General features: G+C 71.4%; 22 protein-coding genes. 13 read left to right on the forward strand and 9 right to left on the reverse strand.

Features of this window, described 5'->3' with window-relative positions:
* Positions 1 to 292: 292 nt before the first annotated feature.
* The 3 genes from ACWCO8_RS36630 to ACWCO8_RS36640 are packed head-to-tail and all read left to right on the forward strand — an operon-like array spanning position 293 to position 3,044.
* Positions 293 to 1,948: a hypothetical protein gene (locus ACWCO8_RS36630; RefSeq protein WP_451035844.1), complete on the forward strand. Its 1,656-nt coding sequence runs from the start codon at positions 293 to 295 to the stop codon at positions 1,946 to 1,948.
* Complete coding sequence (locus tag ACWCO8_RS36635; protein WP_451035845.1) at positions 1,945 to 2,622, forward strand: hypothetical protein; 678 nt, start codon at positions 1,945 to 1,947, stop codon at positions 2,620 to 2,622. Before ACWCO8_RS36630 ends, ACWCO8_RS36635 begins: the two co-directional genes overlap by 4 nt.
* Positions 2,619 to 3,044, forward strand: coding sequence for a hypothetical protein (locus ACWCO8_RS36640; protein ID WP_451035846.1), 426 nt, complete (start codon positions 2,619 to 2,621; stop codon positions 3,042 to 3,044). The genes ACWCO8_RS36635 and ACWCO8_RS36640 overlap by 4 nt, the downstream gene beginning before the upstream one ends.
* Positions 3,045 to 3,129: 85 nt before the next feature.
* Here ACWCO8_RS36640 and ACWCO8_RS36645 read toward each other — a convergent pair whose 3' ends face one another.
* A complete protein-coding gene (locus ACWCO8_RS36645; protein ID WP_362006348.1) occupies positions 3,130 to 4,512 on the reverse strand; it encodes a glycine--tRNA ligase in 1,383 nt (460 codons plus the stop codon).
* A gap of 197 nt (positions 4,513 to 4,709) precedes the next feature.
* Here ACWCO8_RS36645 and ACWCO8_RS36650 point away from each other — a divergent pair, with 197 nt between their 5' ends.
* The 4 genes from ACWCO8_RS36650 to ACWCO8_RS36665 are packed head-to-tail and all read left to right on the forward strand — an operon-like array spanning position 4,710 to position 7,937.
* Complete coding sequence (locus ACWCO8_RS36650; protein WP_451035847.1) at positions 4,710 to 5,750, forward strand: metal ABC transporter substrate-binding protein; 1,041 nt, start codon at positions 4,710 to 4,712, stop codon at positions 5,748 to 5,750.
* 26 nt (positions 5,751 to 5,776) lie between these two features.
* Positions 5,777 to 6,565 carry a metal ABC transporter ATP-binding protein gene (locus tag ACWCO8_RS36655; protein WP_451035848.1) on the forward strand — a complete coding sequence of 263 codons (789 nt, stop codon included), beginning with the start codon at positions 5,777 to 5,779 and terminating at the stop codon, positions 6,563 to 6,565.
* A gap of 10 nt (positions 6,566 to 6,575) precedes the next feature.
* Complete coding sequence (locus tag ACWCO8_RS36660; protein ID WP_451035876.1) at positions 6,576 to 7,478, forward strand: metal ABC transporter permease; 903 nt, start codon at positions 6,576 to 6,578, stop codon at positions 7,476 to 7,478.
* A gap of 48 nt (positions 7,479 to 7,526) precedes the next feature.
* A complete protein-coding gene (locus tag ACWCO8_RS36665) occupies positions 7,527 to 7,937 on the forward strand; it encodes a Fur family transcriptional regulator (protein WP_361965620.1) in 411 nt (136 codons plus the stop codon).
* 80 nt (positions 7,938 to 8,017) lie between these two features.
* On the opposite strand, the gene ACWCO8_RS36670 is transcribed toward ACWCO8_RS36665, so the two are convergent.
* From ACWCO8_RS36670 to ACWCO8_RS36685, 4 genes are all read right to left on the reverse strand, one after another.
* On the reverse strand, positions 8,018 to 8,863 hold the full coding sequence (locus tag ACWCO8_RS36670) for an isoprenyl transferase (protein ID WP_362006937.1): 846 nt from the start codon (positions 8,861 to 8,863) through the stop codon (positions 8,018 to 8,020).
* A 19-nt stretch (positions 8,864 to 8,882) separates the two neighbouring features.
* Positions 8,883 to 9,632 carry a DNA repair protein RecO gene (recO, locus tag ACWCO8_RS36675; RefSeq protein ID WP_362006356.1) on the reverse strand — a complete coding sequence of 250 codons (750 nt, stop codon included), beginning with the start codon at positions 9,630 to 9,632 and terminating at the stop codon, positions 8,883 to 8,885.
* Between the two features lie 123 nt (positions 9,633 to 9,755).
* Positions 9,756 to 9,971 carry a hypothetical protein gene (locus ACWCO8_RS36680; RefSeq protein WP_362006364.1) on the reverse strand — a complete coding sequence of 72 codons (216 nt, stop codon included), beginning with the start codon at positions 9,969 to 9,971 and terminating at the stop codon, positions 9,756 to 9,758.
* The gene (locus ACWCO8_RS36685) at positions 9,968 to 10,213 is read right to left on the reverse strand and encodes a hypothetical protein (RefSeq protein WP_451035849.1); all 246 of its coding nucleotides are present in this window, start codon (positions 10,211 to 10,213) and stop codon (positions 9,968 to 9,970) included. The genes ACWCO8_RS36680 and ACWCO8_RS36685 overlap by 4 nt, the downstream gene beginning before the upstream one ends.
* Positions 10,214 to 10,330: 117 nt before the next feature.
* On the opposite strand from ACWCO8_RS36685, the gene ACWCO8_RS36690 reads away from it, so the two are divergent.
* Both ACWCO8_RS36690 and ACWCO8_RS36695 read left to right on the forward strand, forming a co-directional pair.
* Positions 10,331 to 11,164, forward strand: a complete 834-nt coding sequence (locus ACWCO8_RS36690; protein ID WP_451035850.1) for a helix-turn-helix domain-containing protein — start codon at positions 10,331 to 10,333, stop codon at positions 11,162 to 11,164.
* Positions 11,146 to 11,418 carry a DUF397 domain-containing protein gene (locus ACWCO8_RS36695; protein WP_451035851.1) on the forward strand — a complete coding sequence of 91 codons (273 nt, stop codon included), beginning with the start codon at positions 11,146 to 11,148 and terminating at the stop codon, positions 11,416 to 11,418. The genes ACWCO8_RS36690 and ACWCO8_RS36695 overlap by 19 nt, the downstream gene beginning before the upstream one ends.
* Here the strand turns inward: ACWCO8_RS36695 and ACWCO8_RS36700 are convergent.
* Positions 11,405 to 11,860 (reverse strand): hypothetical protein, encoded by a 456-nt coding sequence (locus ACWCO8_RS36700; RefSeq protein ID WP_451035852.1) that lies wholly within the window; start codon positions 11,858 to 11,860, stop codon positions 11,405 to 11,407. The two genes, ACWCO8_RS36695 and ACWCO8_RS36700, sit on opposite strands and share 14 nt — an antisense overlap.
* A gap of 86 nt (positions 11,861 to 11,946) precedes the next feature.
* Between ACWCO8_RS36700 and ACWCO8_RS36705 the strand changes: the two genes are divergently transcribed.
* The 3 genes from ACWCO8_RS36705 to ACWCO8_RS36715 all read left to right on the forward strand — a co-directional run bounded on the left by ACWCO8_RS36705 (position 11,947) and on the right by ACWCO8_RS36715 (position 14,836).
* Positions 11,947 to 12,795: a hypothetical protein gene (locus ACWCO8_RS36705; protein ID WP_451035853.1), complete on the forward strand. Its 849-nt coding sequence runs from the start codon at positions 11,947 to 11,949 to the stop codon at positions 12,793 to 12,795.
* 4 nt (positions 12,796 to 12,799) lie between these two features.
* The gene (locus tag ACWCO8_RS36710) at positions 12,800 to 13,267 is read left to right on the forward strand and encodes a hypothetical protein (protein WP_451035854.1); all 468 of its coding nucleotides are present in this window, start codon (positions 12,800 to 12,802) and stop codon (positions 13,265 to 13,267) included.
* Positions 13,268 to 13,462: 195 nt separating this feature from the next.
* Entirely contained in the window at positions 13,463 to 14,836 is a 1,374-nt protein-coding gene (locus ACWCO8_RS36715; RefSeq protein WP_451035855.1) for an FAD-dependent oxidoreductase, read from the forward strand.
* 60 nt (positions 14,837 to 14,896) lie between these two features.
* On the opposite strand, the gene ACWCO8_RS36720 is transcribed toward ACWCO8_RS36715, so the two are convergent.
* The 3 genes from ACWCO8_RS36720 to ACWCO8_RS36730 all read right to left on the reverse strand — a co-directional run bounded on the left by ACWCO8_RS36720 (position 14,897) and on the right by ACWCO8_RS36730 (position 18,813).
* Complete coding sequence (locus ACWCO8_RS36720; protein ID WP_451035856.1) at positions 14,897 to 15,553, reverse strand: response regulator; 657 nt, start codon at positions 15,551 to 15,553, stop codon at positions 14,897 to 14,899.
* 4 nt (positions 15,554 to 15,557) lie between these two features.
* A complete protein-coding gene (locus ACWCO8_RS36725) occupies positions 15,558 to 16,697 on the reverse strand; it encodes a sensor histidine kinase (RefSeq protein ID WP_451035857.1) in 1,140 nt (379 codons plus the stop codon).
* Positions 16,698 to 16,761: 64 nt separating this feature from the next.
* Positions 16,762 to 18,813, reverse strand: coding sequence for an MMPL family transporter (locus ACWCO8_RS36730; RefSeq protein ID WP_451035858.1), 2,052 nt, complete (start codon positions 18,811 to 18,813; stop codon positions 16,762 to 16,764).
* A gap of 226 nt (positions 18,814 to 19,039) precedes the next feature.
* Between ACWCO8_RS36730 and ACWCO8_RS36735 the strand changes: the two genes are divergently transcribed.
* On the forward strand, positions 19,040 to 20,770 hold the full coding sequence (locus ACWCO8_RS36735) for a LuxR C-terminal-related transcriptional regulator (RefSeq protein WP_451035859.1): 1,731 nt from the start codon (positions 19,040 to 19,042) through the stop codon (positions 20,768 to 20,770).
* Positions 20,771 to 20,827: the final 57 nt, after the last annotated feature.

The following is a 20,827-nucleotide window of genomic DNA, read 5'->3' on the forward strand; positions in this document are numbered from 1 at the left end:
TAGGGGGTGTCTCGTCGATCAGGCCGGATCAGGGAGCGGGGTCTGGTGCGTGCGATCGCAAGGCGGAGGAGGGAGTCGACGCGGAGCGTCGGCGACCGACGACAACGCGGCGAGCGGGCGTGCCAGACCCCGCGAGCCCGGCATGATCGGCGAGACACCCCCTAGGGCCTGTCCGAGCCCGATCCGCCGGACATCCCCTGGGAAGGCGCGTCGCGGCGGGCCTTGCTGGGCATCAACTCCTCGGTGCCATACGCTGGTTCGGGGAGAGAAATCAGGGGGAGGGGTAGCGCGGGTGTTGCTTCCACATGTACCGCCGGCCCCGAGTACGACCGAAGCCTCCAGGCTGCTGTGCGCCGGCACGTACCTCGACGACACCTTCCGTGACGCGGTCATCGACGAGCTCTACGTCCACGAGGAGCGGAGGGTCGCGCCGTCGTTCGGCTTCGACGCGGCACGGGTCCTCGCCCACGCCCTGCGCGCCCGGCGGATGGCGGCGGCCTGGGCCGTCGTGGTGCTGGCGCTCTGGCTGACCGGCATCACGCTCAGCGGCGGCCTGATGCTCGCCTTCATCCCGCCCTTCGTCCTGCTCGCCGCCGGCTCCCGGCTCCGTACCCCGTCGGCGAAGCATCCGGAGCCGTCCCCCGGCAGGACCGGGGCCGGCGTCGCGCTGCGCTGGTCGGGACGGGCCTGGCTCGGCGGCCTCTCGCTCTGGCTGCTGTGGATCTACCCGGACCTGGGATCACGGAAGGACGGTTTCGGGACCGACTCCCCCGACGACGCCTTCACCTGGGTCTCCGATCTGTGGATGGGCCTCGGCCACCGGCCGGGGCAGTGGTGGGCGGCGGTCTGCTGCGTTCTGCTGATGGCCGTGGCGGGGGCGTTGCAGCGGGCGCAGACCGCGTCGACGCTGGGGCGGGAGCTGTCGCCCCAGGAGTTCGGCGAGCCCGCGCTCGACCCGGCCGTGCGGGCCATCGGCATCCGGTTCCAGCGGCTCAGGCAGCTCATCCGTATGGAACAGACCTCGCAGCTGCTGTTGTACGACACGGCGGCACCGTTCCGGGGTGCGGGCGTGCCGTACGCGTCCTGGACGCACGCCGTGAGCCTGCGGCCCAACCGCGAGCCGGGGATCGAGTCCCGGCCGCCCTCGCAGCTCCTCAACCAGGAGGTCCTGGAGCACATCAGGTCCCGCATGGAGCAGATCCGGGTCCCGTCCGCGCTCGGCTCCGCGCAGGACGCGGTGCGCGACCGGCTGCGCCAACTGACCCTCGAGGACTGCGTGTTCCTTCCGGTGGACGGACTCCCCCGCAGGTGGCTGGCGCCGCAGAGCCTGGCCGAGTTCGAGTCGCACCGCGCGTCGGCGGTGGAGGAGGGCGGGGAGAAGCGCCGCCACTTCCTGCGGATCCAGGTGAGCAGCTGGGACGACGAGGTGGTCCTCACGGCGTACGTCCGCGTGCACACCCAGGGCGGGCTGCTGACGCTGGAGGCGGCCTCGTTCGTCCTGTGGCCCGTGCTGCCCTGGTTCCGGGAGGCGGACCGGATCGCCCACCGCCATCGGCACAGCGGGCTCCTCTCCAAGGCGGCGCAGGCGATCGTCCGCATCCCGATCACGGCCGGCACCGCGCCGCTCCTGCTCTGGCGGTCGGTGAAGCACTCCTGGAGGCTGCTCTTCGGCGGGTACGACGTCAGCCTGCCGGAAGGCCCCGCGAGGTCGGTGCGGGAACTGGCCTCGGAGCGGAGGACGGGCGCCTTCCAGGACATGGACGTCCAGCGCTACCTGGAGTCGGTCCGCGAGGGCATCGCCCAGGGGGTGGTGGACGCGCTGCGGGAAGCCGGCTGGCAGGCGGACGAGTTCGAGGCGAAGACGCTGACGAAGGGCATCTTCAACGGGGAGACCGGCCTTCCGGCGGACCTTTCGCCCTTACGGCAGGCGGGGGGTGGGGCGCAGTGAGCACCAGTGAGCCGTTCTGGGACGCGGACACCCAGGGCTGGAGCGGTGAAGCCTGGGGCGGGATACGCCCGAGGAAGCCGCGGCCACGGATCCTGCAGACGCGCGGGCGGGAGCGGGAGCGGTCACGGCTGTGGGAGTGGCTGTGCGCATGGCTGGCGTCGCGCCGGGACGCGATCGGCAGGAACAAGGCGCCCGCCCACTGGAACCAGACGGCCCAGGGCTGGGACACCGGCGCCCAGGACACCGGCGCCGCCCGCCCGGAGGCGTGGCCGCACCGCTGGACGACCCTGGCGCTGCTGCCCACCGCCGCCGTGGTGGCGCTGCTGGCCGACTGGTGGACCGCGGTGCTGTTCCTCGTCTGGGCGCACCTCGTACGGACCGGGGTCGCGGCGGTCCGCAGACGCACTCCGCTGGTCGTGGGTGCGGGCACCGTCGCCGGCCGCGGCGCCCCGCCCCGCGCCGGGCCGCCGACCACCCCGGCGCGGGCCTTCGCCGAGGGCGTGCTCGCCGTGCTGGTCCCGTCGCGCGTCCTCGACGTGGAGCCGGTCCCGGTACGGCCCTTCGCGGAGCCGCTGCCCCTCGAAGGCGACCTGGTGGAGGTGGAGGAGTCCGTGCGCGATGTCGTCGCGCGGATCACGGCCGCGACCGCCCGGGCCGACGAGGACCCCCGATGACCGCCCCCGTACCGCCTCAGCCGGCGCTGCCGGGCCCGGACGGTGCGAACGGCCAGGGCGCCGTCTCCCCGCACCGCCCCCTGCCCGCGGGCGAGGACATCGAGGTCTGGAAGCGGATCCTGGACGGGGCGCCCGAGCGGGTCCTCGGGATCGTCGAGCGGGAGTCCGCCGCGCAGATCGAGCTCCAGCGGGCGGAGGCCCTGCGCCGCCTCCAACTCGACCAGCACCAGATGCGGATGGACATCGTGCACTTCCGCTTCCGCGTCGCGGGGGCCGTCTTCGGCGCGACCGCCTTCACCGCGATCCTCCTGCTGGCCAAGCACTTCATCGACCAGGGCGCCCTCGCCCCGGCCGCGGGCGTCCTCACCGCCGCGGCGGCGGCGATCGGCGCGCTGGTCTTCGGCGCGAAGAAGGGAAAGTAGCTGCCCGGAAGCAGCCCCGGAACCACGACGAGGCCCCCGGTTCCGTCACCGGAACCGGGGGCCTCGGACAACAGCCGAACGACCGTCAGCAGCCGAGCAGGCGGCTGCCCAGGTAGCCCTGGATCTGGTCGAGGGAGACGCGCTCCTGCTTCATGGTGTCGCGCTCGCGCACGGTCACCGCGTTGTCGTCCAGGGTGTCGAAGTCGACCGTGACGCAGAACGGCGTGCCGATCTCGTCCTGGCGGCGGTAGCGACGGCCGATGGCGCCCGCGTCGTCGAACTCGATGTTCCAGTTCTGCCGCAGGTCGCTGGCGAGGCCCTTGGCCTTCGGCGACAGCTGCGCGTTGCGGGAGAGCGGCAGGACGGCGACCTTGACCGGCGCGATGCGCGGGTCGAGGCGCATCACCACGCGCTTCTCCATGACGCCCTTGGCGTTCGGGGCCTCGTCCTCGTTGTACGCGTCGAGCATGAACGCCAGCATCGTGCGGCCGACACCGGCGGCCGGCTCGATGACGTACGGGGTCCAGCGCTCGCCGGCGTCCTGGTCGAAGTAGAGCAGGTCGTTGCCGGACGCCTTGGAGTGCGCCTTCAGGTCGTAGTCGGTGCGGTTGGCGACACCCTCGAGCTCGCCCCACTCGTTGCCGCCGAACTGGAAGCGGTACTCGATGTCGGCGGTGCGCTTGGAGTAGTGGGAGAGCTTCTCCTTCGGGTGCTCGAACCAGCGCATGTTCTCCTCACGGAGACCCAGGCCGGTGTACCAGTTCCAGCGCTGCTCCATCCAGTACTCGTGCCACTGCTCGTCCTCGCCGGGCTTGACGAAGAACTCCATCTCCATCTGCTCGAACTCGCGGGTGCGGAAGATGAAGTTGCCCGGAGTGATCTCGTTCCGGAACGACTTGCCCATCTGCGCGATGCCGAACGGGGGCTTCTTGCGCGCGGTCTGGTGAACCTGGCCGAAGTTGGTGAAGATGCCCTGCGCGGTCTCGGGGCGCAGGTAGGCGACCGAGCCGGAGTCCTGGGTGGGGCCGAGGTGCGTGGAGAGCAGACCGGAGAACTGCTTGGGCTCGGTGAACGTGCCCTTGTTGCCGCAGTTGGGGCAGTTCAGGTCGGTGAGGCCGTTCTCGGGGAGGCGGCCGTGCTTCGCCTCGTACGCCTCCTCCAGGTGGTCGGCGCGGTAGCGCTTGTGGCAGGAGGTGCATTCGGTCAGCGGGTCGGTGAAGGTGGCGACGTGACCGGAGGCCTCCCAGACCTCGGTGGCCAGGATCACCGACGAGTCGATGCCGACGACGTCCTCGCGCGCGGTGACCATGTAACGCCACCACTGACGCTTGATGTTCTCCTTGAGTTCGACACCCAGCGGCCCGTAGTCCCAGGCGGCGCGCTGGCCACCGTAGATCTCACTGCACGGGTAGACGAAGCCACGGCGCTTGCTCAGGCTGACGATGGTGTCGATCTTGTCGGCGGCCACGGTGCTCTCTTCATTACGACGACGAAGTGCGAATGCTTCAGGTTACCGGCGCCCCTGCCCTCCGCATCAAATCGGTCCGGCTCTTCCGCTCTCTTCCGCGCGCATACGCGAGGCCTCGTGACGGGAGCGCCGGACGTGGCCGGAACCACAACCGGGACAATTGACAATCGTTTCCAACTTTGTTGAAAATGAGTGTCATGAACGTACGCCGCCTGATACCCACCGCCGCCGTCGCCGGAGCCGTCACCCTCGGTCTCGTCACGCTCTCCGCCTGTGGCGGGGCGTCCGACGCGTCCGGCAAGTCCGCCGACGGCAAGCTGAGCGTGGTGGCGTCGTTCTACCCCATGCAGTACCTGGCCGAGCAGATAGGCGGCGACCACGTCGCCGTCTCCACGCTCACCGCGCCGGGCGTCGAGCCGCACGACCTGGAGCTCAAGCCGAAGCAGATCGGCGAGCTCGGCGAGGCCGACTACATCCTCTACCTCAAGGGCATCCAGCCCGCCGTCGACGAGGCGATCAAGCAGGCCGGCGTGAAGAACACCGTCGACGCCGCGACCCTCACCACGATGGAGGACCACGGCACCGCCGTCGGTCACGACCACGGTGCCGAGGACCCCGGCCACGGCGAGGCGGGCCACGAGCACAAGGCCGACGAGCACGGAGCCGACGAGCACGGCCACGAAGGCACCGAAGGCCACAGCCACGAGTCCGAGGCCGGTCTCGACCCGCACATCTGGCTCGACCCGGTGAAGTACGCCGAGGTCGCCAAGGGCGTCGGCGCCTCCCTGGAGAAGGCCGACCCGGACAACGCCGCCGACTACAAGAAGAACACCGACACCCTGGTCAAGAAGCTCGGTGACCTCGACACGGCGTTCAAGGACGGCCTGAAGAACACCTCCACCAAGACCTTCATCACCACCCACTCCGCCTTCGGCTACCTCGCCGAGCGGTACGGCCTGGACCAGGAGGGCATCACCGGCATCGACCCCGAGTCCGAGCCGAGCCCCGCCCGCATGAACGAGCTCCAGCAGATCGCGGCGAAGGAGAAGGTCTCCACGGTCTTCTTCGAGACCCTCGCCAGCGACAAGACCGCGAAGACCCTCGCGAAGGACACCGGCCTCAAGACCGCCGTCCTGGACCCGCTGGAGGGAATCACGGACAAGTCCCAGGGCGATGACTACATCGAGGTCATGCAGTCCAACCTCGCCGCGCTGAAGAAGGCCCTCGGCGCGAAGTGACCCACGCAGAGCAGCAGGAGGCACCCGTGAGCGCGCCCGTCACGCCCGACACGTCGGCCACGCCCGTCATATCCGTCCGCGGAGCCACGGCGTCCCTCGGCGCGCGCCCGGTCCTGCGCGGCGTCGACCTCACCGTGAACCCCGGTGAGGTCGTCGCGCTGCTCGGCGCCAACGGCTCCGGCAAGTCGACCGCCGTCCGCGCGATCATCGGCCAGGTCCCCCTGACCGACGGATCGATCTCGCTCTTCGGGACCGAGCGGAAGCGTTTCCGCGACTGGTCCCGCGTCGGGTACGTCCCGCAGCGCACCACCGCCGCGAGCGGCGTCCCGGCCACGATCCGCGAGGTCGTCTCCTCCGGCCGGATCTCCCGCCGCAAGATCGGCTGGCTGACGAAGGCCGACCGGGCCGCCGTCGACCGCGCGATCGAGCTCGTCGGCCTCACCGACCGCGCCAAGGACTCGGTGAGCGCCCTCTCCGGCGGCCAGCACCAGCGCGTCCTGATCGCCCGCGCGCTCGCCTCCCAGCCCGAGCTGCTGATCATGGACGAGCCGATGGCCGGCGTCGACCTCGCCAGCCAGGAGATCCTCGCCGGCACCCTGCGCGAGCAGGTCGCGGGCGGCACCACGGTCCTGCTCGTGCTGCACGAGCTCGGCCCCCTGGAGCCGCTCATCGACCGGGCCGTGGTCCTGCGCGACGGCTGCGTCGTCCACGACGGCCCGCCGCCGAAGGCGGTCGGCCAGCACGCCCTGCCGGGCCACGACCACGTCCATCCGCACGCGGCCGACGAGCCGCTCCGCACGGGTCTGCTGACCTGAGGAAGCTGACCTGATCATGGAATTCCTCGAACCGGCCTTCATGCAGCGGGCGCTCATCGCGGCCGTGCTCGTCGGCATCACCGCGCCCGCCGTCGGCATCTTCCTGGTCCAGCGCCGGCAGGCCCTGATGGGCGACGGCATCGGCCATGTCGCCATGACCGGTGTCGGCCTCGGCTTCCTGCTCAACAGCAGCCCGGTGTGGATGGCCACCCTGGTCGCCGTCGCCGGCGCCGTGCTGATGGAGCTGATCCGGACGTACGGACGCACCCGCGGCGACCTCGCGCTCGCGCTGCTCTTCTACGGAGGCATGGCGGGCGGCGTCATGCTGATCCAGGTCGGCGGCGGCTCCAACGCCAACCTGCTCTCGTACCTCTTCGGATCGCTGTCCACGGTGTCGGACGAGGACGTCACCGCGATCGGCATCCTCGCGGCCTTCGTCATCCTGGTCACCATCGGCCTGCGCCGTCAGCTCTTCGCGGTCAGCCAGGACGAGGCCTTCGCCCGCGTCACCGGCCTCCCGGTGCGCGCCCTGAACCTGCTCATCGCGGTGACCGCCGCGGTGACCGTCACGGTCGCCATGCGGGTCGTCGGCCTGCTCCTCGTCAGCGCGCTGATGGTGGTCCCAGTCGCGGCGGCGCAGCAGCTGTCCCGGTCCTTCCGCGCGACCTTCATCCTCTCGGTCGTGATCGGTACGGCGGTCACGCTGACCGGCACGATCACCACCTACTACCAGGATCTGCCGCCCGGCTCCCTCATCGTGCTGCTCGCGATCGGCGTCTTCATCGTGCTGACCGCGCTCTCCGCGCCACTGGCCCGACGCAGGGCCCGACGAGCGGCGGCGGAGGCGGGCCCGGACGGCTGCGACGCCCAGGTGCCACTCACGCGTCGTCCCACGGACGACGTCACGGTCTGAACGGCCTGGCAGAATGGCGGGGGCAACGTAACTCACAAGGAGGCCCCTGTGGCGACGGCAGGACCCCCCGTACGCGGCCGCTCGACCAAGCAGCGGGCCGCTGTCGCGGCGGCACTGAACGAAGTGGACGAGTTCCGCAGCGCCCAGGAGCTGCACGACATGCTCAAGCACCGCGGCGACTCGGTAGGCCTCACGACGGTCTACCGCACGCTCCAGTCCCTCGCGGACGCGGGCGAGGTCGACGCACTGCGCACCAGCGACGGCGAGACCGTCTACCGCCGCTGTTCCACGGGCGACCACCACCACCACCTCGTCTGCCGCGTCTGCGGCAAGGCGGTCGAGGTGGAGGGCCCGGCCGTGGAGCAGTGGGCCGAGACGATCGCGTCCCAGCACGGCTACGTGAACGTGGCGCACACGGTCGAGATCTTCGGCACGTGCGCGGAGTGCGCGGCGAAGTAGCGCACCGGAAACAAGCGTGAGGGCCCGTACGGATCGATCCGTACGGGCCCTTTCGCGTCCGCGGACGAACCGCGTCGGCGTCAGACGGCCGGCCCCTGCTGGGGCACCGTGCCCATCGCCGCGCGGTCCGCCTCCGGGATCGCGCCGAAGCGGCGGTCGCGGGAGGCGTACTCGACGCAGGCGCGCCACAGGTCGCGGCGGTCGAAGTCGGGCCACAGGACGTCCTGGAAGACCATCTCGGCGTAGCTGCTCTGCCAGATCAGGTAGTTCGAGGTGCGCTGCTCGCCGCTCGGGCGGAGGAAGAGGTCGACGTCCGGCATGTCCGGGTAGTACAGGTACTTCTGGAACGTCTTCTCGTTGACCTTCGACGGGTCCAGCTTCCCCGCGGCGACGTCCCGCGCGATGGCCTGCGCCGCGTCCGCGACCTCGGCGCGACCGCCGTAGTTGACGCAGAAGTACAGCGTCATCGCGTCGTTGTCGACGGTCTGCTCCTGCGCGACCTGCAGCTCCTGGACGACCGACTTCCACATCTTCGGCATGCGGCCGACCCAGCGGATACGGATGCCCAGCTCGTTCATCTCGTCACGGCGGCGCCGGATCACGTCCCGGTTGAAGTTCATCAGGAAGCGGACCTCCTCGGGCGACCGCTTCCAGTTCTCCGTGGAGAAGGCGTAGAGCGAGAGGTTCTTGACGCCCAGCTCCAGGCACCCCTTCAGGACGTCCAGGACGACGCCCTCGCCGACCTTGTGCCCCTCGGTGCGCGGGAGACCCCGCTCCTGGGCCCAGCGGCCGTTGCCGTCCATCACACAGGCGACGTGGTTCGGCACCAGCTCCCCGGGGAGCTTCGGCGGGGTCGCGCCGGACGGGTGCGGCTCCGGGGTCTTGTACTCCCGGATCTTCCGTCCGAGGATTCCGCGTCGTGCGATGGCCATGCGATGGGTCTCCCTAGCTCTTCTCTACGTACCGCAGCGAGCGCAGGCCGCGCTCCAGGTGCCAGTGCAGATAGGCGGACACCAGCCCGCTGCCCTCCCTGACGTGACGCGGCTCGCACGCGTCCGCAGTCGCCCAGTCGCCGGTGAGGAGCGCGCTGAGCAGGCCGATGGCCTCCGGAGAGGGTACGACGCTGCCGGGCACCCGGCAGTCGCCGCATATGACGCCGCCCGCCGCGACCGAGAAGAACCGGTTCGGTCCGTGCAGGCCGCACTTCGCGCAGTCGTCGAAGCTCGGCGCGTAGCCGTTGACGGCGAGCGAGCGGAGAAGGAAGGCGTCGAGGATGAGATGGGGCGCGTGCTCGCCCCGCGCGAGCGTCCGCAGCCCGCCCACGAGCAGCAGGTACTGCTGGACGGCCGGCTCGCCCTCGTGGTCCGTGAACCGCTCCGCCGTCTCCAGCATCGCCGTCCCTGCGGTGTAGCGGGCGTAGTCGGTGACGATCCCGCCGCCGTACGGCGCGATCGTCTCGCTCTGCGTACAGAGCGGAAGACCGCGCCCGACCAGGTCGCTCCCGCGCGCGAAGAACTGCACGTCGACATGGGAGAAGGGCTCGAGCCGGGCCCCGAACTTCGACTTGGTCCGCCGCACCCCGCGCGCCACGGCGCGTACGCGCCCGTGACCGCGCGTGAGCAGCGTGATGATCCGGTCCGCCTCACCCAGCTTCTGGGTGCGCAGCACGATGCCGTCGTCGCGGAACAGACTCATGGGCCCATTCTCCCGTACGGAAGAGGGCCCCCGACCTCGAATCCCGATGCGAGGGCTCCCGGCCCGCCGGAGCGGCTCCCCGCGCCGGCCGCGGATGCTGTCCGGGCGGCCGAGCCACCGCCGTCACGGCACCTCGCCCCGACTCCGCGCGTTGGCGTGCGCGGTCGCGGCCCGGAGCCGCTCGGTCGTGGTCGCCTCCCTCACGCCCTCGGGCTCGGCGTCCCACTCCCGCCCGCCGCCGAGCGGCCGCAGCTGTACATACGGGCCCTCGTGCCCCATGACCGTGCCCACACGCCCGGTGCGGATCTCTACGACGTACGACCCGATGGGCAGTTTCATGACCGGCCCCCTTCTTCCCCTGGCGGGAGTACGGCGCCGGCGAGCAGCCGTGCCGTTTCCACCGTGCAGCGTCCCAATTCGATGAGCGGCCGGGACGGGGAGTCGGCGGCGAGGGTGACGACGTCGAGCCCGAGGGAGGGGAGCACGATTCCCGCCCGTCCGAGTGCCTCGCGCAATTCCGCCACCGTCTCGCTCGCTTCTTCGACGGCCCCCGTGATCGACCGCGTGTGTTGTTCCTTCACCAACGCATCCCTTTCCGAATCCATTTCTCACTTACCGCACCCAGCGTGGTGCCGGGTCCCTAGAATCGATAGATGCGCAGGTCCTACAACTGCGGGGCAGGGTCGAGGAGTTAAACCATGGCCAAAGCAAGGCGGCAGGACACGTGGGCGTTCTTCGGCCAGGAGCTGAAGGCGCAACGGGAGACGAAGGCGTTCACGCAGACGGAACTGGGCGATCTGGTGTTCGTTTCCGGCGGATACATCGGTCAGTTCGAGCAGGGAATTCGGAAGCCGCAGCTGGATGTGGCGCGGCGAATCGATGTGGTCCTACAAACCGGTGGTTTTTTCGAACGAGCGTGTCTGAAGCTCATCGACGCCTCGCCGTACGCGTCCTATTTCGAGGCGGCGGCGGAGCTGGAGGCGTTGGCGACGAAGATCTGCGAGTTCGCGCCGACGCTGATGCCGGGCCTGCTCCAGACCGCCGACTACGCCCGGGCCGTCACCCTGGCCATGAACCCGCTCGCCTCGGATGCGTTCATCGAGGAGAAGGTCAGCGGGCGGCTGGACCGGGCTCAACTGCTCAAGAATCCTGCAACGCCGGTGTATTGGGTGATCCTGCATGAGCACGCGCTTCGGCTCGCGGTAGGGGGTCCGGCCGTCATGGCCGAGCAATTGGACCACGTCGCTTCGCTCGCTCGTGCGCGCCGGGCACTGGTACAGGTGCTACCGGCCTCTGCCGGAGCGTACGCGCTCATGACCGGCACGCTGAAGCTCATGGAGTTCCGCGACGCTCCCCCAACCGCCTATACAGAGGCCGTGTTTTCGGGGAATCTGCTGGACGATCCTGCCCTGGTGAAGCGTGCACAGGAGACCTACGATCTGCTCAGGGCCGCCGCGCTGTCGCCGGAGGCGTCCCTCGCACTGATCGAATCGGCGGCGGAGGACCACAGACGATGCGCGAGTACGACCTGAGCGGCGCCAAGTGGCGGAAGAGTTCCTTCAGCGACGGCAACGGCGGCGACTGCGTCGAAGTGGCGTACGACTTCGTCGGCGCCGCCTGGCGCAAGAGCACCCACAGCGACGGCAACGGCGGCAGCTGTCTCGAAGTCCTCGACCACGTCCCCGGCGTCGTCCCCGTCCGGGACAGCAAGAACCCCGCCGGCCCCGCCCTCATCGTCCCCGCCGCCGCCTGGGCGGCGTTCGTCGCGGGGGTCAGGAAGGGCTGACGATCAGGCCGATCGTCGCGAGCACGCCCGCCGCGAGGGACAGGAGCGCGGTCCGCTGCGCACTGCGCATGTAGCCCTTGCGGCGCCCGCGCTCCTGGCGGACCGTCGACAGCGTGCCCATGTGCACGATCCGGGTGTTCGTGGGGTGGTGGACCAGGGGGTACTCGTCGCCGACCACGTGCGCGGGGCCGAAGTTCGCGCCCTTGTTGTGCCGGGCGGTTCCTCCGTTCGGGGTGGGGAACTCGTACGTGACGCTCGCGTAACCCCGCGTACCGAACGGCGCGAGGCTCACCAGACGCGCCTGCACCTCGACGCCGGATTCGCTGAGCTCCGTCATCCTCTTCAGCTCGCTCCGCTCACCGGAGATCAGCATCAGGCTGAAGACGAAGACCGGCACGGACGCGATGATGAAACAAACGAGCACTGCGATCACCAAGTTCACAGCCGGACCGTACGACACCACGGGTCGCGTTCGAAACCCCCATATCCCCTTCACCCGCGCGGACTTCGCGCCTTACGATCACGCGCATGTCGATCTCTTCGCCGATACCCGTCCTCCAAGGGGACAGGGGCACCGAACTCCGCTCCGAGGGCGAGGGGTTGTTGCTGCGTCGCCCTGACGACGAGCTGCGCATCCCGCTCGCGGCGATCGCGGTCGTCCACGCCGACCGGCGGGCCGTCGAGGTCGAGTTGACGGCCCCCGCGGGCGCCGAGCCGACCGTGTACCGGGTCACGGACGTGAGCGCGGCAGCCGCCACGGCCTTCGCCGACGCGGTGAACGCCGGGCTGCCCGAGCGCACCGCCGACGAGTCGGCGGTCGACGGCGCCACGCTCGTCGTCACCCGGAGCCTGGTCTCCGGCGACGACGAGGAGGACGGAGAGGACGACGACGTACGGCCTCGCGGGATTCCCGCGCCCGCCAGCTGGACCACCTACGCGGCCCTCGCCGCGATCGCGGTCCTCGCCGTCGTCGTCGGGGTGGCCGACAGGAACTGGGGGCGGGGCATCGCGACGCTGCTGCTCGGGGAGGTGGGCGTGGGAGCCTCCTTCCTCGCCTGGATGGGCCTGACGACCGTGTGGGAGGGCTGGTACCTGCGCCGCCACGGCATCACCGTGGAGTCGCGGCAGGTCTACCGGAACGGCACGGACACCAACGCGTACACCGCCACCGACGGTGTGACCCGCCACATCGGCGGCACCGACAAGGGCAGGCCCGTCCGGGTCGCGTACCACCCGCGGAAGCCCCGGACGGCCGTCGTCCTCACCGGCCTCGGCGATCGGATCGGCACCCTGGTCGCGTTCCTGGTGATCGCCGGCATCGCGGGGCTGATCGCCTGGGGCGTGGTCGCCCTGTCCCTCCCCGCTTTCGGTGGCTGAGGACATGTCGATCCAGGTCTGGGTCTCCCTCATATCCGTGGGCGGCGTCGTCCTCGGTGGCTTGCTGTCCTTCCTCGTCCAGCACCGGACTCAGTCCTCGGCGGAACGTGCTGAGCAGCAGCGGCAGCAGAGCGCGCTGTCGGAGACGCGGCGCGCGGAACGGATGGCGCTCCTGGAGCGGTTCATCGAGGTCGCGGCCGAGGCCGAACGCTCCGCGTTCAGCCGGCCCCCGGAGTGGGACGACAACCACGCCTGGTACCTCAAGACGCAGGACGTCATGAACAGGCTGTGGGTCGCGGAGCGGCTCGTCCGCATCCAGTTCCCCCTGCCGGTGCACGACGCGGCCCGGGCGTACTTCCTCGACCTCAACCGGACGGTGTGGGAGGGCCTGCCCGACGGCGAGAGCGTGCGGGACTACCTGGAGGACAACCGGCTGGCGTTCCTCGACGCGGCCCGATCGGTCATGGGATAGCCCCGCGGGGACAGCTCTCGGGACCGGCTCACGGGACCGGCTCTCAGGACGCCTCTCGCTCTCACTTATGGAAGCCATAAGTCCGTCTTATGAGGTCATAGACAGGGGGCGGGTACCGGCGCGCTTCAGGCGTTATTTAGGGTGACCTAAGTGGCGACACCCATCGTCACGTCGTTTTGCGAAGGGAACCCAGACATGCCCCGCCCCCTCCGGGTAGCGATCGTCGGCGCCGGCCCCGCCGGCATCTACGCCGCCGACGCGCTGCTGAAGTCCGAGGCCGCCAACGAGCCGGGCGTGTCGATCGACATCTTCGAGCGGATGCCGGCTCCCTTCGGTCTGATCCGGTACGGCGTCGCGCCCGACCACCCGCGCATCAAGGGCATCATCACGGCCCTGCACCAGGTGCTCGACAAGCCGCAGGTCCGGCTCTTCGGCAACATCGACTACGGCACCGACGTGCACCTCGACGACCTGCGCTCGTTCTACGACGCCGTGGTCTTCTCGACCGGCGCCATGGCCGACCGCGAGCTGAAGATCCCCGGCGTCGAGCTGGACGGTTCCTTCGGCGCCGCCGACTTCGCGTCCTGGTACGACGGCCACCCGGACGTCCCGCGCACCTGGGAGCTCTCGGCCGAGAAGGTCGCCGTCCTCGGCGTCGGCAACGTGGCGCTCGACATCGCGCGCATCCTCGCCAAGACAGCGGACGAGCTGCTGCCGACCGAGATCCCGGCGAACGTCTACGACGGCCTCAAGGCCAACAAGGCCGTCGAGATCCACGTCTTCGGCCGCCGTGGCCCGGCGCAGGCGAAGTTCAGCCCCATGGAGCTGCGCGAGCTGGACCACTCGCCGAACATCGAGGTCATCGTCAACCCCGAGGACATCGACTACGACGACGGTTCGATCGCCGAGCGCCGTAAGAACAAGCAGACCGACATGGTCGCCAAGACCCTGGAGAACTGGGCGATCCGCGACGTCGGCGACCGCCCGCACAAGCTCTTCCTGCACTTCTTCGAGTCGCCGGTCGAGATCCTCGGCGAGGACGGCCGGGTCGTCGGCCTGCGCACCGAGCGCACCGAGCTGGACGGCACCGGCAACGTGAAGGGCACCCGCCAGACCACGGACTGGGACGTGCAGTCCGTCTACCGCGCGGTCGGCTACCTCTCCGACGAGCTGCCCAAGCTCCCCTGGGACACCGTCAGCGGCACCGTCCCCGACGAGGGCGGCCGGGTCATCGAGGAGGGCGGCGCGCACCTCGCGTCGACGTACGTGACCGGCTGGATCCGGCGCGGGCCCGTCGGCCTCATCGGCCACACCAAGGGTGACGCCAACGAGACGGTCGCGAACCTGCTGGACGACTTCGCGAACGACCGGCTCCTCACGCCCGCCAACCCGGAGACGGACGCGGTCGTCGCCTTCCTGGAGGGCAAGGGCCTCACGTACACGACGTGGGAGGGCTGGTACGCCCTCGACGCCGCCGAGAAGGCGCTGGGCGAGCCGCAGGGCCGCGAGCGCGTGAAGATCGTCGAGCGCGAGGACATGCTCCGCGCGAGCGGCGTCGAACTGGGCTGACGCCGGCCCCGCGCTTCCCGGGCCCCCGCCGGTCATGTGCCGGCGGGGGCCCGGCCCGTCTCAACGACTCGGCGCGACCAGGCCCGACTCGTACGCGGCGATGACCAGTTGGGCCCGGTCCCGCGCCCCGAGCTTGCCCATGATCCGGCTGACATGGGTCTTCGCCGTGAGCGGCGAGAGGCCCAGCGCCTCCGCGATCTCCGTGTTGTTCAGCCCCCTGGCCACCAGCGCGAGCACCTGACGCTCACGGTCCGACAGCCCCTCCGGCCCTCCCGTCACCGGCGCGTCCGGGGTCGCGAGGACCCTCGCTATCAGCCGGGCCGTCGGGCCCGGGGAGAGCAGGGACTCCCCCGCCGCCACCGTGCGTATCGCGGTGAGGAGTTCGGCCGGGCGGATGTCCTTGACCACGAAGCCCGACGCGCCCGCCCTCAACGCCTCCACGATGTGCTCGTCCGTGTCGTACGTCGTGAGGACCAGCACCTTCACCCCGGCCAGGTCCTCGTCGGCGGCGATCAGCCGGGTCGCGCCGATCCCGTCCAGCTCGGGCATCCGGACGTCCATGACCACCAGGTCCGCCCGCGCCGAACGCGCCAGCTCCACCGCCTCCTTGCCGTTGGCCGCCTGGCCCACGACCTCCATGTCCGACGCCGAGTCGACGAGCATCGCGAACGACGCCCGGACGAGCGTCTGGTCGTCCGCCAGCAGGACCCGGATCACACCGTCACCCCCTCGCCACGAGCGGCAGCGCCGCCGTGACCTCGAACCCCCCGCCGTCGCGCGGGCCGGCGCTCAGTGTGCCTCCCACGCTCCTGGCCCGCTCCCGCATTCCGAGGATCCCGTACCCGGAGCCGGCCGTTCCTCCCTCTACGAGCGCCGCGCCGCCGTTGGTCACCCGTACCGTCAACACCTCCTCCGCAAGCCCGACATCGACCCGCACGTCCGCGTCCGGACCCGCGTGCCGTACGGCGTTCGTCAGCGACTCCTGCACGATCCGGTACGCCGCCGCGCCCACCGCCGCCGGGACCTTCGCCTCCCCCGTCCGCACCGTCAGGTCCGCGCCCGAGGACCGGACGAGATCGGGCAGCGAGGCGAGATCCGGCAGCGGACCTTCCGGAGCGGCGCGCAGCACGTCCAGGGTCGTGCGCACCTCGGCACGGGCCTCCCGGCAGGTCTCGGATATCCCGTCGAGCGCCCGGACGAGCGCCTCCCGGTCGAGCCGGTCCGGATCGGCGACCAGGACGTGCGCGGCGACCGACGTCTGCACGCCGATGAGGGTGATCGAGTGCGCGAGGAGATCGTGCAGGTCCCTGGCGATACGCAGCCGCTCCTCGGTGACCTTCCGCTCCGCCTCCCGCTCCGCCCGCTCCACCACGCCCGCCACCAGCTGCCGGTAGAGCCGGATGCTCGCGCCGAAGACGAGCATCGCGATCACCCAGCCGGAGACCCTCAACAGCTCCACGATCTCGTGCGGGTTGACGAAGAGCTGCATGGTGAGGGTGATGGAGGTGACCGCGAGCCCGACGATCAGCGTCCGCATCGGACGGCCGGTGGCCGCGACCGTGTACAGCGCGGTCATCGAGGCCGGTATCGGCGCCAGATGCATGTAGTCCAGCGCGTGGTAGGGGGCGACACAGGCGACCACGGCGAGCAGCACCGGCATCGGCGCCCTGCGCCGCCAGGCCAGCGGGACGTGCGCGGCGAGCAGCAGCGCCCAGCCGATCAGGTCCGGCCGGCGGCCGTCGTCGACAGTCAGAGCGAGCGCGACCGCGAGAACCGCGAAGACCGCGGCGGCCGTCGCGTCGCACCGCACCGGGTACGGCGCCGCCTGCGGGTCACGGGTGAAAGCCGCTGCGAAGTCCATGCCGTTCATCCTCCCTGCGGGCGGGGGCTCCTGACAGTCCGGGAAGCCCCCCACCCACCCCCGATCACACCCGTACGGGCTGCCGCTCGGACCCTGAACCCGACGTTGACGCGGGCTTCTTGGCCAGCGGGCCCGGCCACCACACCTTCCGGCCGAGCAGCACGCTCGCGCTCGTGACGAGGTACGTGCGGACCAGGAAGGTGTCGAGCAGGACGCCGACCGCGATCACGAAGCCGAGCTCCGCCAGCTGCACCATCGGCATGTTGACGAGGACCGCGAAGGTGGCGGCGAGGACGAGCCCGGCCGACGCGATCACCCCGCCGGTCGTGCGCAGCGCCGTCAGGGCCGCGGCACCCGGCTCCGCACCGCTCAGGCACTCCTCGCGCATCCGGTGCATCAGGAAGATGCCGTAGTCGACGCCGAGGGCGACGAGGAAGACGAAGGAGAGCAGGGCCAGTCCCGGGTCGGTGCCCTCGAAGCCGAAGAGCGACTCGAAGACGAGACCGCCGATGCCGAGGGCCGCACCCCAGACGGCGACGACCGCGGCGACCAGGATCAGCGGTGCGACGAGGCTGCGCAGCAGCACGATCAGCACGATCGTCACCACGACGAGGACGAGCGGGACGACGATGTTCCGGTCGCCGGCGTTGGTGTCGGTCATGTCGAGTTGTTCGGCACTGGGCCCGCCGACGTACACACCGTCGCCGAGCGCGGAGCGCAGCTCCTTGATGGTCGCGGTCTCGGCCGCGGACTGCGGCGGATGCGCGGCGGTGACGGAGAGTTCCGTCCAGCCGGCGCCGCTGCGGCCGCGCTCGGCCTTCGCGACTCCCTCGGTCGCGCGCACGGTCTCCAGCGCCCGGGCGGAGCCGGCCGTCGGGGCGACGACGGTGATGGGCTGGGTCCCCATCTCCGGGTACGCGGCGGCCAGCGTCTTCATCGCGGCGACCGCTTCCGGGGTGGACGTGAAGGAGTCCTCCTGCTTGAGGGCCCCGGGCAGGTTCAGCGCGCCGAGCGCGAGGGCGGCCAGGGCGGCGGCGCCCGCGAGGAGGACGGCGAGGGGGCGGCGGCCGGCCGAGGAGCCCATGACCGCGAAGAGGGAACGGCGCGCGGCCTTCGGCTCGCTTCCGTACGCCGGGATCAGGGGCCAGAACACCCGCCGGCCGAGGACGACGAGCAGGGCGGGGAGCAGCGTCATCATCGCGAGGAGTGCGCACAGCACTCCGACGGCGGCCGTGGGCCCCATGCCCCGGCTGCTGTTCATGTCGGCGGCGAGCAGGCAGAGCATGCCGAGGGCGACGGTCCCGGAGGAGGCGAGGACGGCGGGGCCGCAGCCGCGCAGGGCGGCGACCATGGCGTCGTACGGGCGCGGGACGCGGCGCAGTTCCTCGCGGTAGCGGGAGACGAGGAGCAGCGCGTAGTCGGTGCCCGCGCCGAACACCAGGATCGTCATGACGCCCGTGCTCTGGCCGGAGACGCTGATGTCGAAGCCCTGGTGGAGGGCGTAGGTGACGGCCATGGAGAGGTAGTCGGCGACTCCGGCGACGACCAGCGGGACGAGCCAGAGGAAGGGGCTGCGGTAGATGACGATCAGGAGGATCGCGACGACGGCGACGGTCGTGTAGAGAAGCGGGCCGTCGAGGGAGTTGTAGACCTCGCTCGCGTCCGTGGCGAGGGCGCCGGGGCCGCCGACCTCGCCGCTCACCGTCTCGCGGATGTCGTGGACGAAGGCGTCCCTGGCCGCCTCGTCCGTACCGGGCTCGGTGCTGGACACGGCGTACAGGAGGGTGGTCCCGTCCTCGGACGGTACGGCTCGCGGCGCCGAGGTGAGCGGGTGCGCGGCAGCGACCTTCTCCACCTCCCGGGCCGCGGTGGCCTTGTCGGCGGCGGTCAGTCCGCCGTCGCGGTGGTAGACGAGCACGAGGTCGGTGGAGTCTCCGCCGGGCAGCTGCTCGGTGATCTTCGCGACCTGGGTCGAGTCGGCGCTCGCGGGCAGGTAGTCGACGGCGCGGTCGCGCTGTACGTCGCCGAGCTTTCCGGCGAGGGGTGCGGCGAGGGCGATCACGATCACCCACAGGGCCAGCACCCCCCAGCCGACGGTCCTCTTACGGCCCTCCATCGGGGCTCCCTCCATCGGTCCTCTTCGGTCGATCCCAGATTCCCGCCGCTCGGAGGCGGATTCGTCGCGCTGACGGCCGAGTTGGGGGCTACTGCCGAGGGCGGCGCACGGCCGTGACTACTCCCGCGGGAGTACGGGAGCGGGTACGCCGGCGGCCGACGGGCCGGGGGCCGCGCGCGCTCATATGCTGGAAGCACCGGCGGAGCCGGAAGGGAAGTGAGCGGCCATGGCCGTCCCCGTGGATGAGGCGACCGTCGTCGCGCGGGCGCGCGACGCGGCGGCCCGGGACGCCTGGGCCGAGGCGTACGTCCTGCTCACCGAGGCCGACCGGCACCCCTCCGGCGCCCTCTCCCCCGGCGACCTGGACCTGCTCGCGGACGCCGCGTGGTGGACGGGGCACGTGGACGAGTCGGTGACCGCGCGGCTGCGGGCGCACGCGGCGTACGGAGCGGCCGGCGACCACCGGGGCGCCGGGGCCGTGGCGTGGTGGCTGCACTTCGAGTACCGCTCCCTGGGCCGCCCGGCGGCCGCCGCGGGCTGGCTGCACCGGTCGCGGCACCACCTGGAGCACGTACCGGACTGCCCCGAGCAGTGCTTCCTCGCCTGGACGGACGTCGACGAGGCCATGGAGCACGGCGACCCGGCCGCCGCCCTTGCCGCCGCGCGCCGCATGACCCGTATCGCCGTCGCGTCGGGCGACCCGGGCCTGGCGGCCCTGAGCAGCCAGACCGAGGCGGCGGTGCACCTGGCGGAGGGGCGGCGGGCGGAGGGCATGGCCCTGCTCGACGACGCGATGGTCGCGGTTCTGGCGGGCGAGCTGAGCGGCATGTACACGGGCATCCTCTTCTGCCTGGCGCTCAGCCAGTGCATGGAGGCGGCGGACCTCGCCCGCGCGGTGGAGTGGACGGACGCGGCGATGACCTGGTGCGAGGCGCCGTGGTCCCAGCACGTCCGGCCGCCGGAGGAACCGAGTACGGCGGACGTGGAGCACGCGCCCGCCTCCTTCACCGACAACCCCTTCCGGGGCCTGTGCCGGATCCACCACGTCGAGGTGCTCGACCTCCTCGGGGCGTGGACGCTCGCCGAGGACGAGGCCGGGCGGGTCTGCGCCGAGGTGATGGTCGACAGCCTGGACGTCGCCGCCGAGGCGTACTACGCGGCCGGCGAGATCCGGCGCCGCCAGGGCCGCCTGGACGCCGCCGCCCGCGCGTACTCCCACGCCCATGAACTCGGGCGGGTCCCGCAGCCCGGCCTCGCGCTGCTGCGGCTCGCGCAGGGCAAGGCGGACGCGGCCGTGACCGGTCTGCGGCTGGCCCTCGCCTGCGACCCGCGCCACGGGCTCCTGGGCCGGGCCCGGCTGCTCGCCGCCCAGACGGAGGTCACGCTGGCCGTCGGGGACGTGGACGGGGCCGAGGCGGCGGTCGTGGAGCTGGAGGGGCTCGCCGGGACCGGGGGCGTACCGCTCCTGACCGCCATGGCCGACACCGCGCGCGGCGCCCTCGCGCTCGCCCGGCACGAAGCGGCCCTGATTCCGCTGCGCCGCGCGCTCGCGGGCTGGCTGGAGCTGCGGGTGCCCTACGAGGCCGCGCAGGTACGGATGCTCCTGGCCGCCGCCGACCGCGCGGCCGGGGACGAGGAGGCCGCCCGCCTGGAGCTCGTGGCGGCCCGGTCCGCCTTCGAGCGGCTCGGCGCCCTCCCCGACGCCCGCCGCGCGGCGGCCCTGCTGACGGAGCGGCGCCGCCACGCGCTCCCCGGCGGTCTGACCGCCCGCGAGGCGGAGGTGCTGCGGCTTGTCGCGGAGGGCGGCACGAACCGGGAGATCGCCCAGGCCCTGGTCATCAGCGAGCACACGGTCGCCCGCCACCTGAACAACATCTTCGCCAAGCTCGACGTGACGACCCGCACCGCCGCCTCGACGTACGCCTACGCCCACGACCTGCTCCCGGCGCCCCTATAGGCCGTTTCGCCCATGCCCCGCCCGCCCCGTGATGTGGGTGGTTCGGGCGATGCCCGG

The sequence above is a fragment of the Streptomyces sp. NPDC001927 genome (assembly GCF_053594455.1).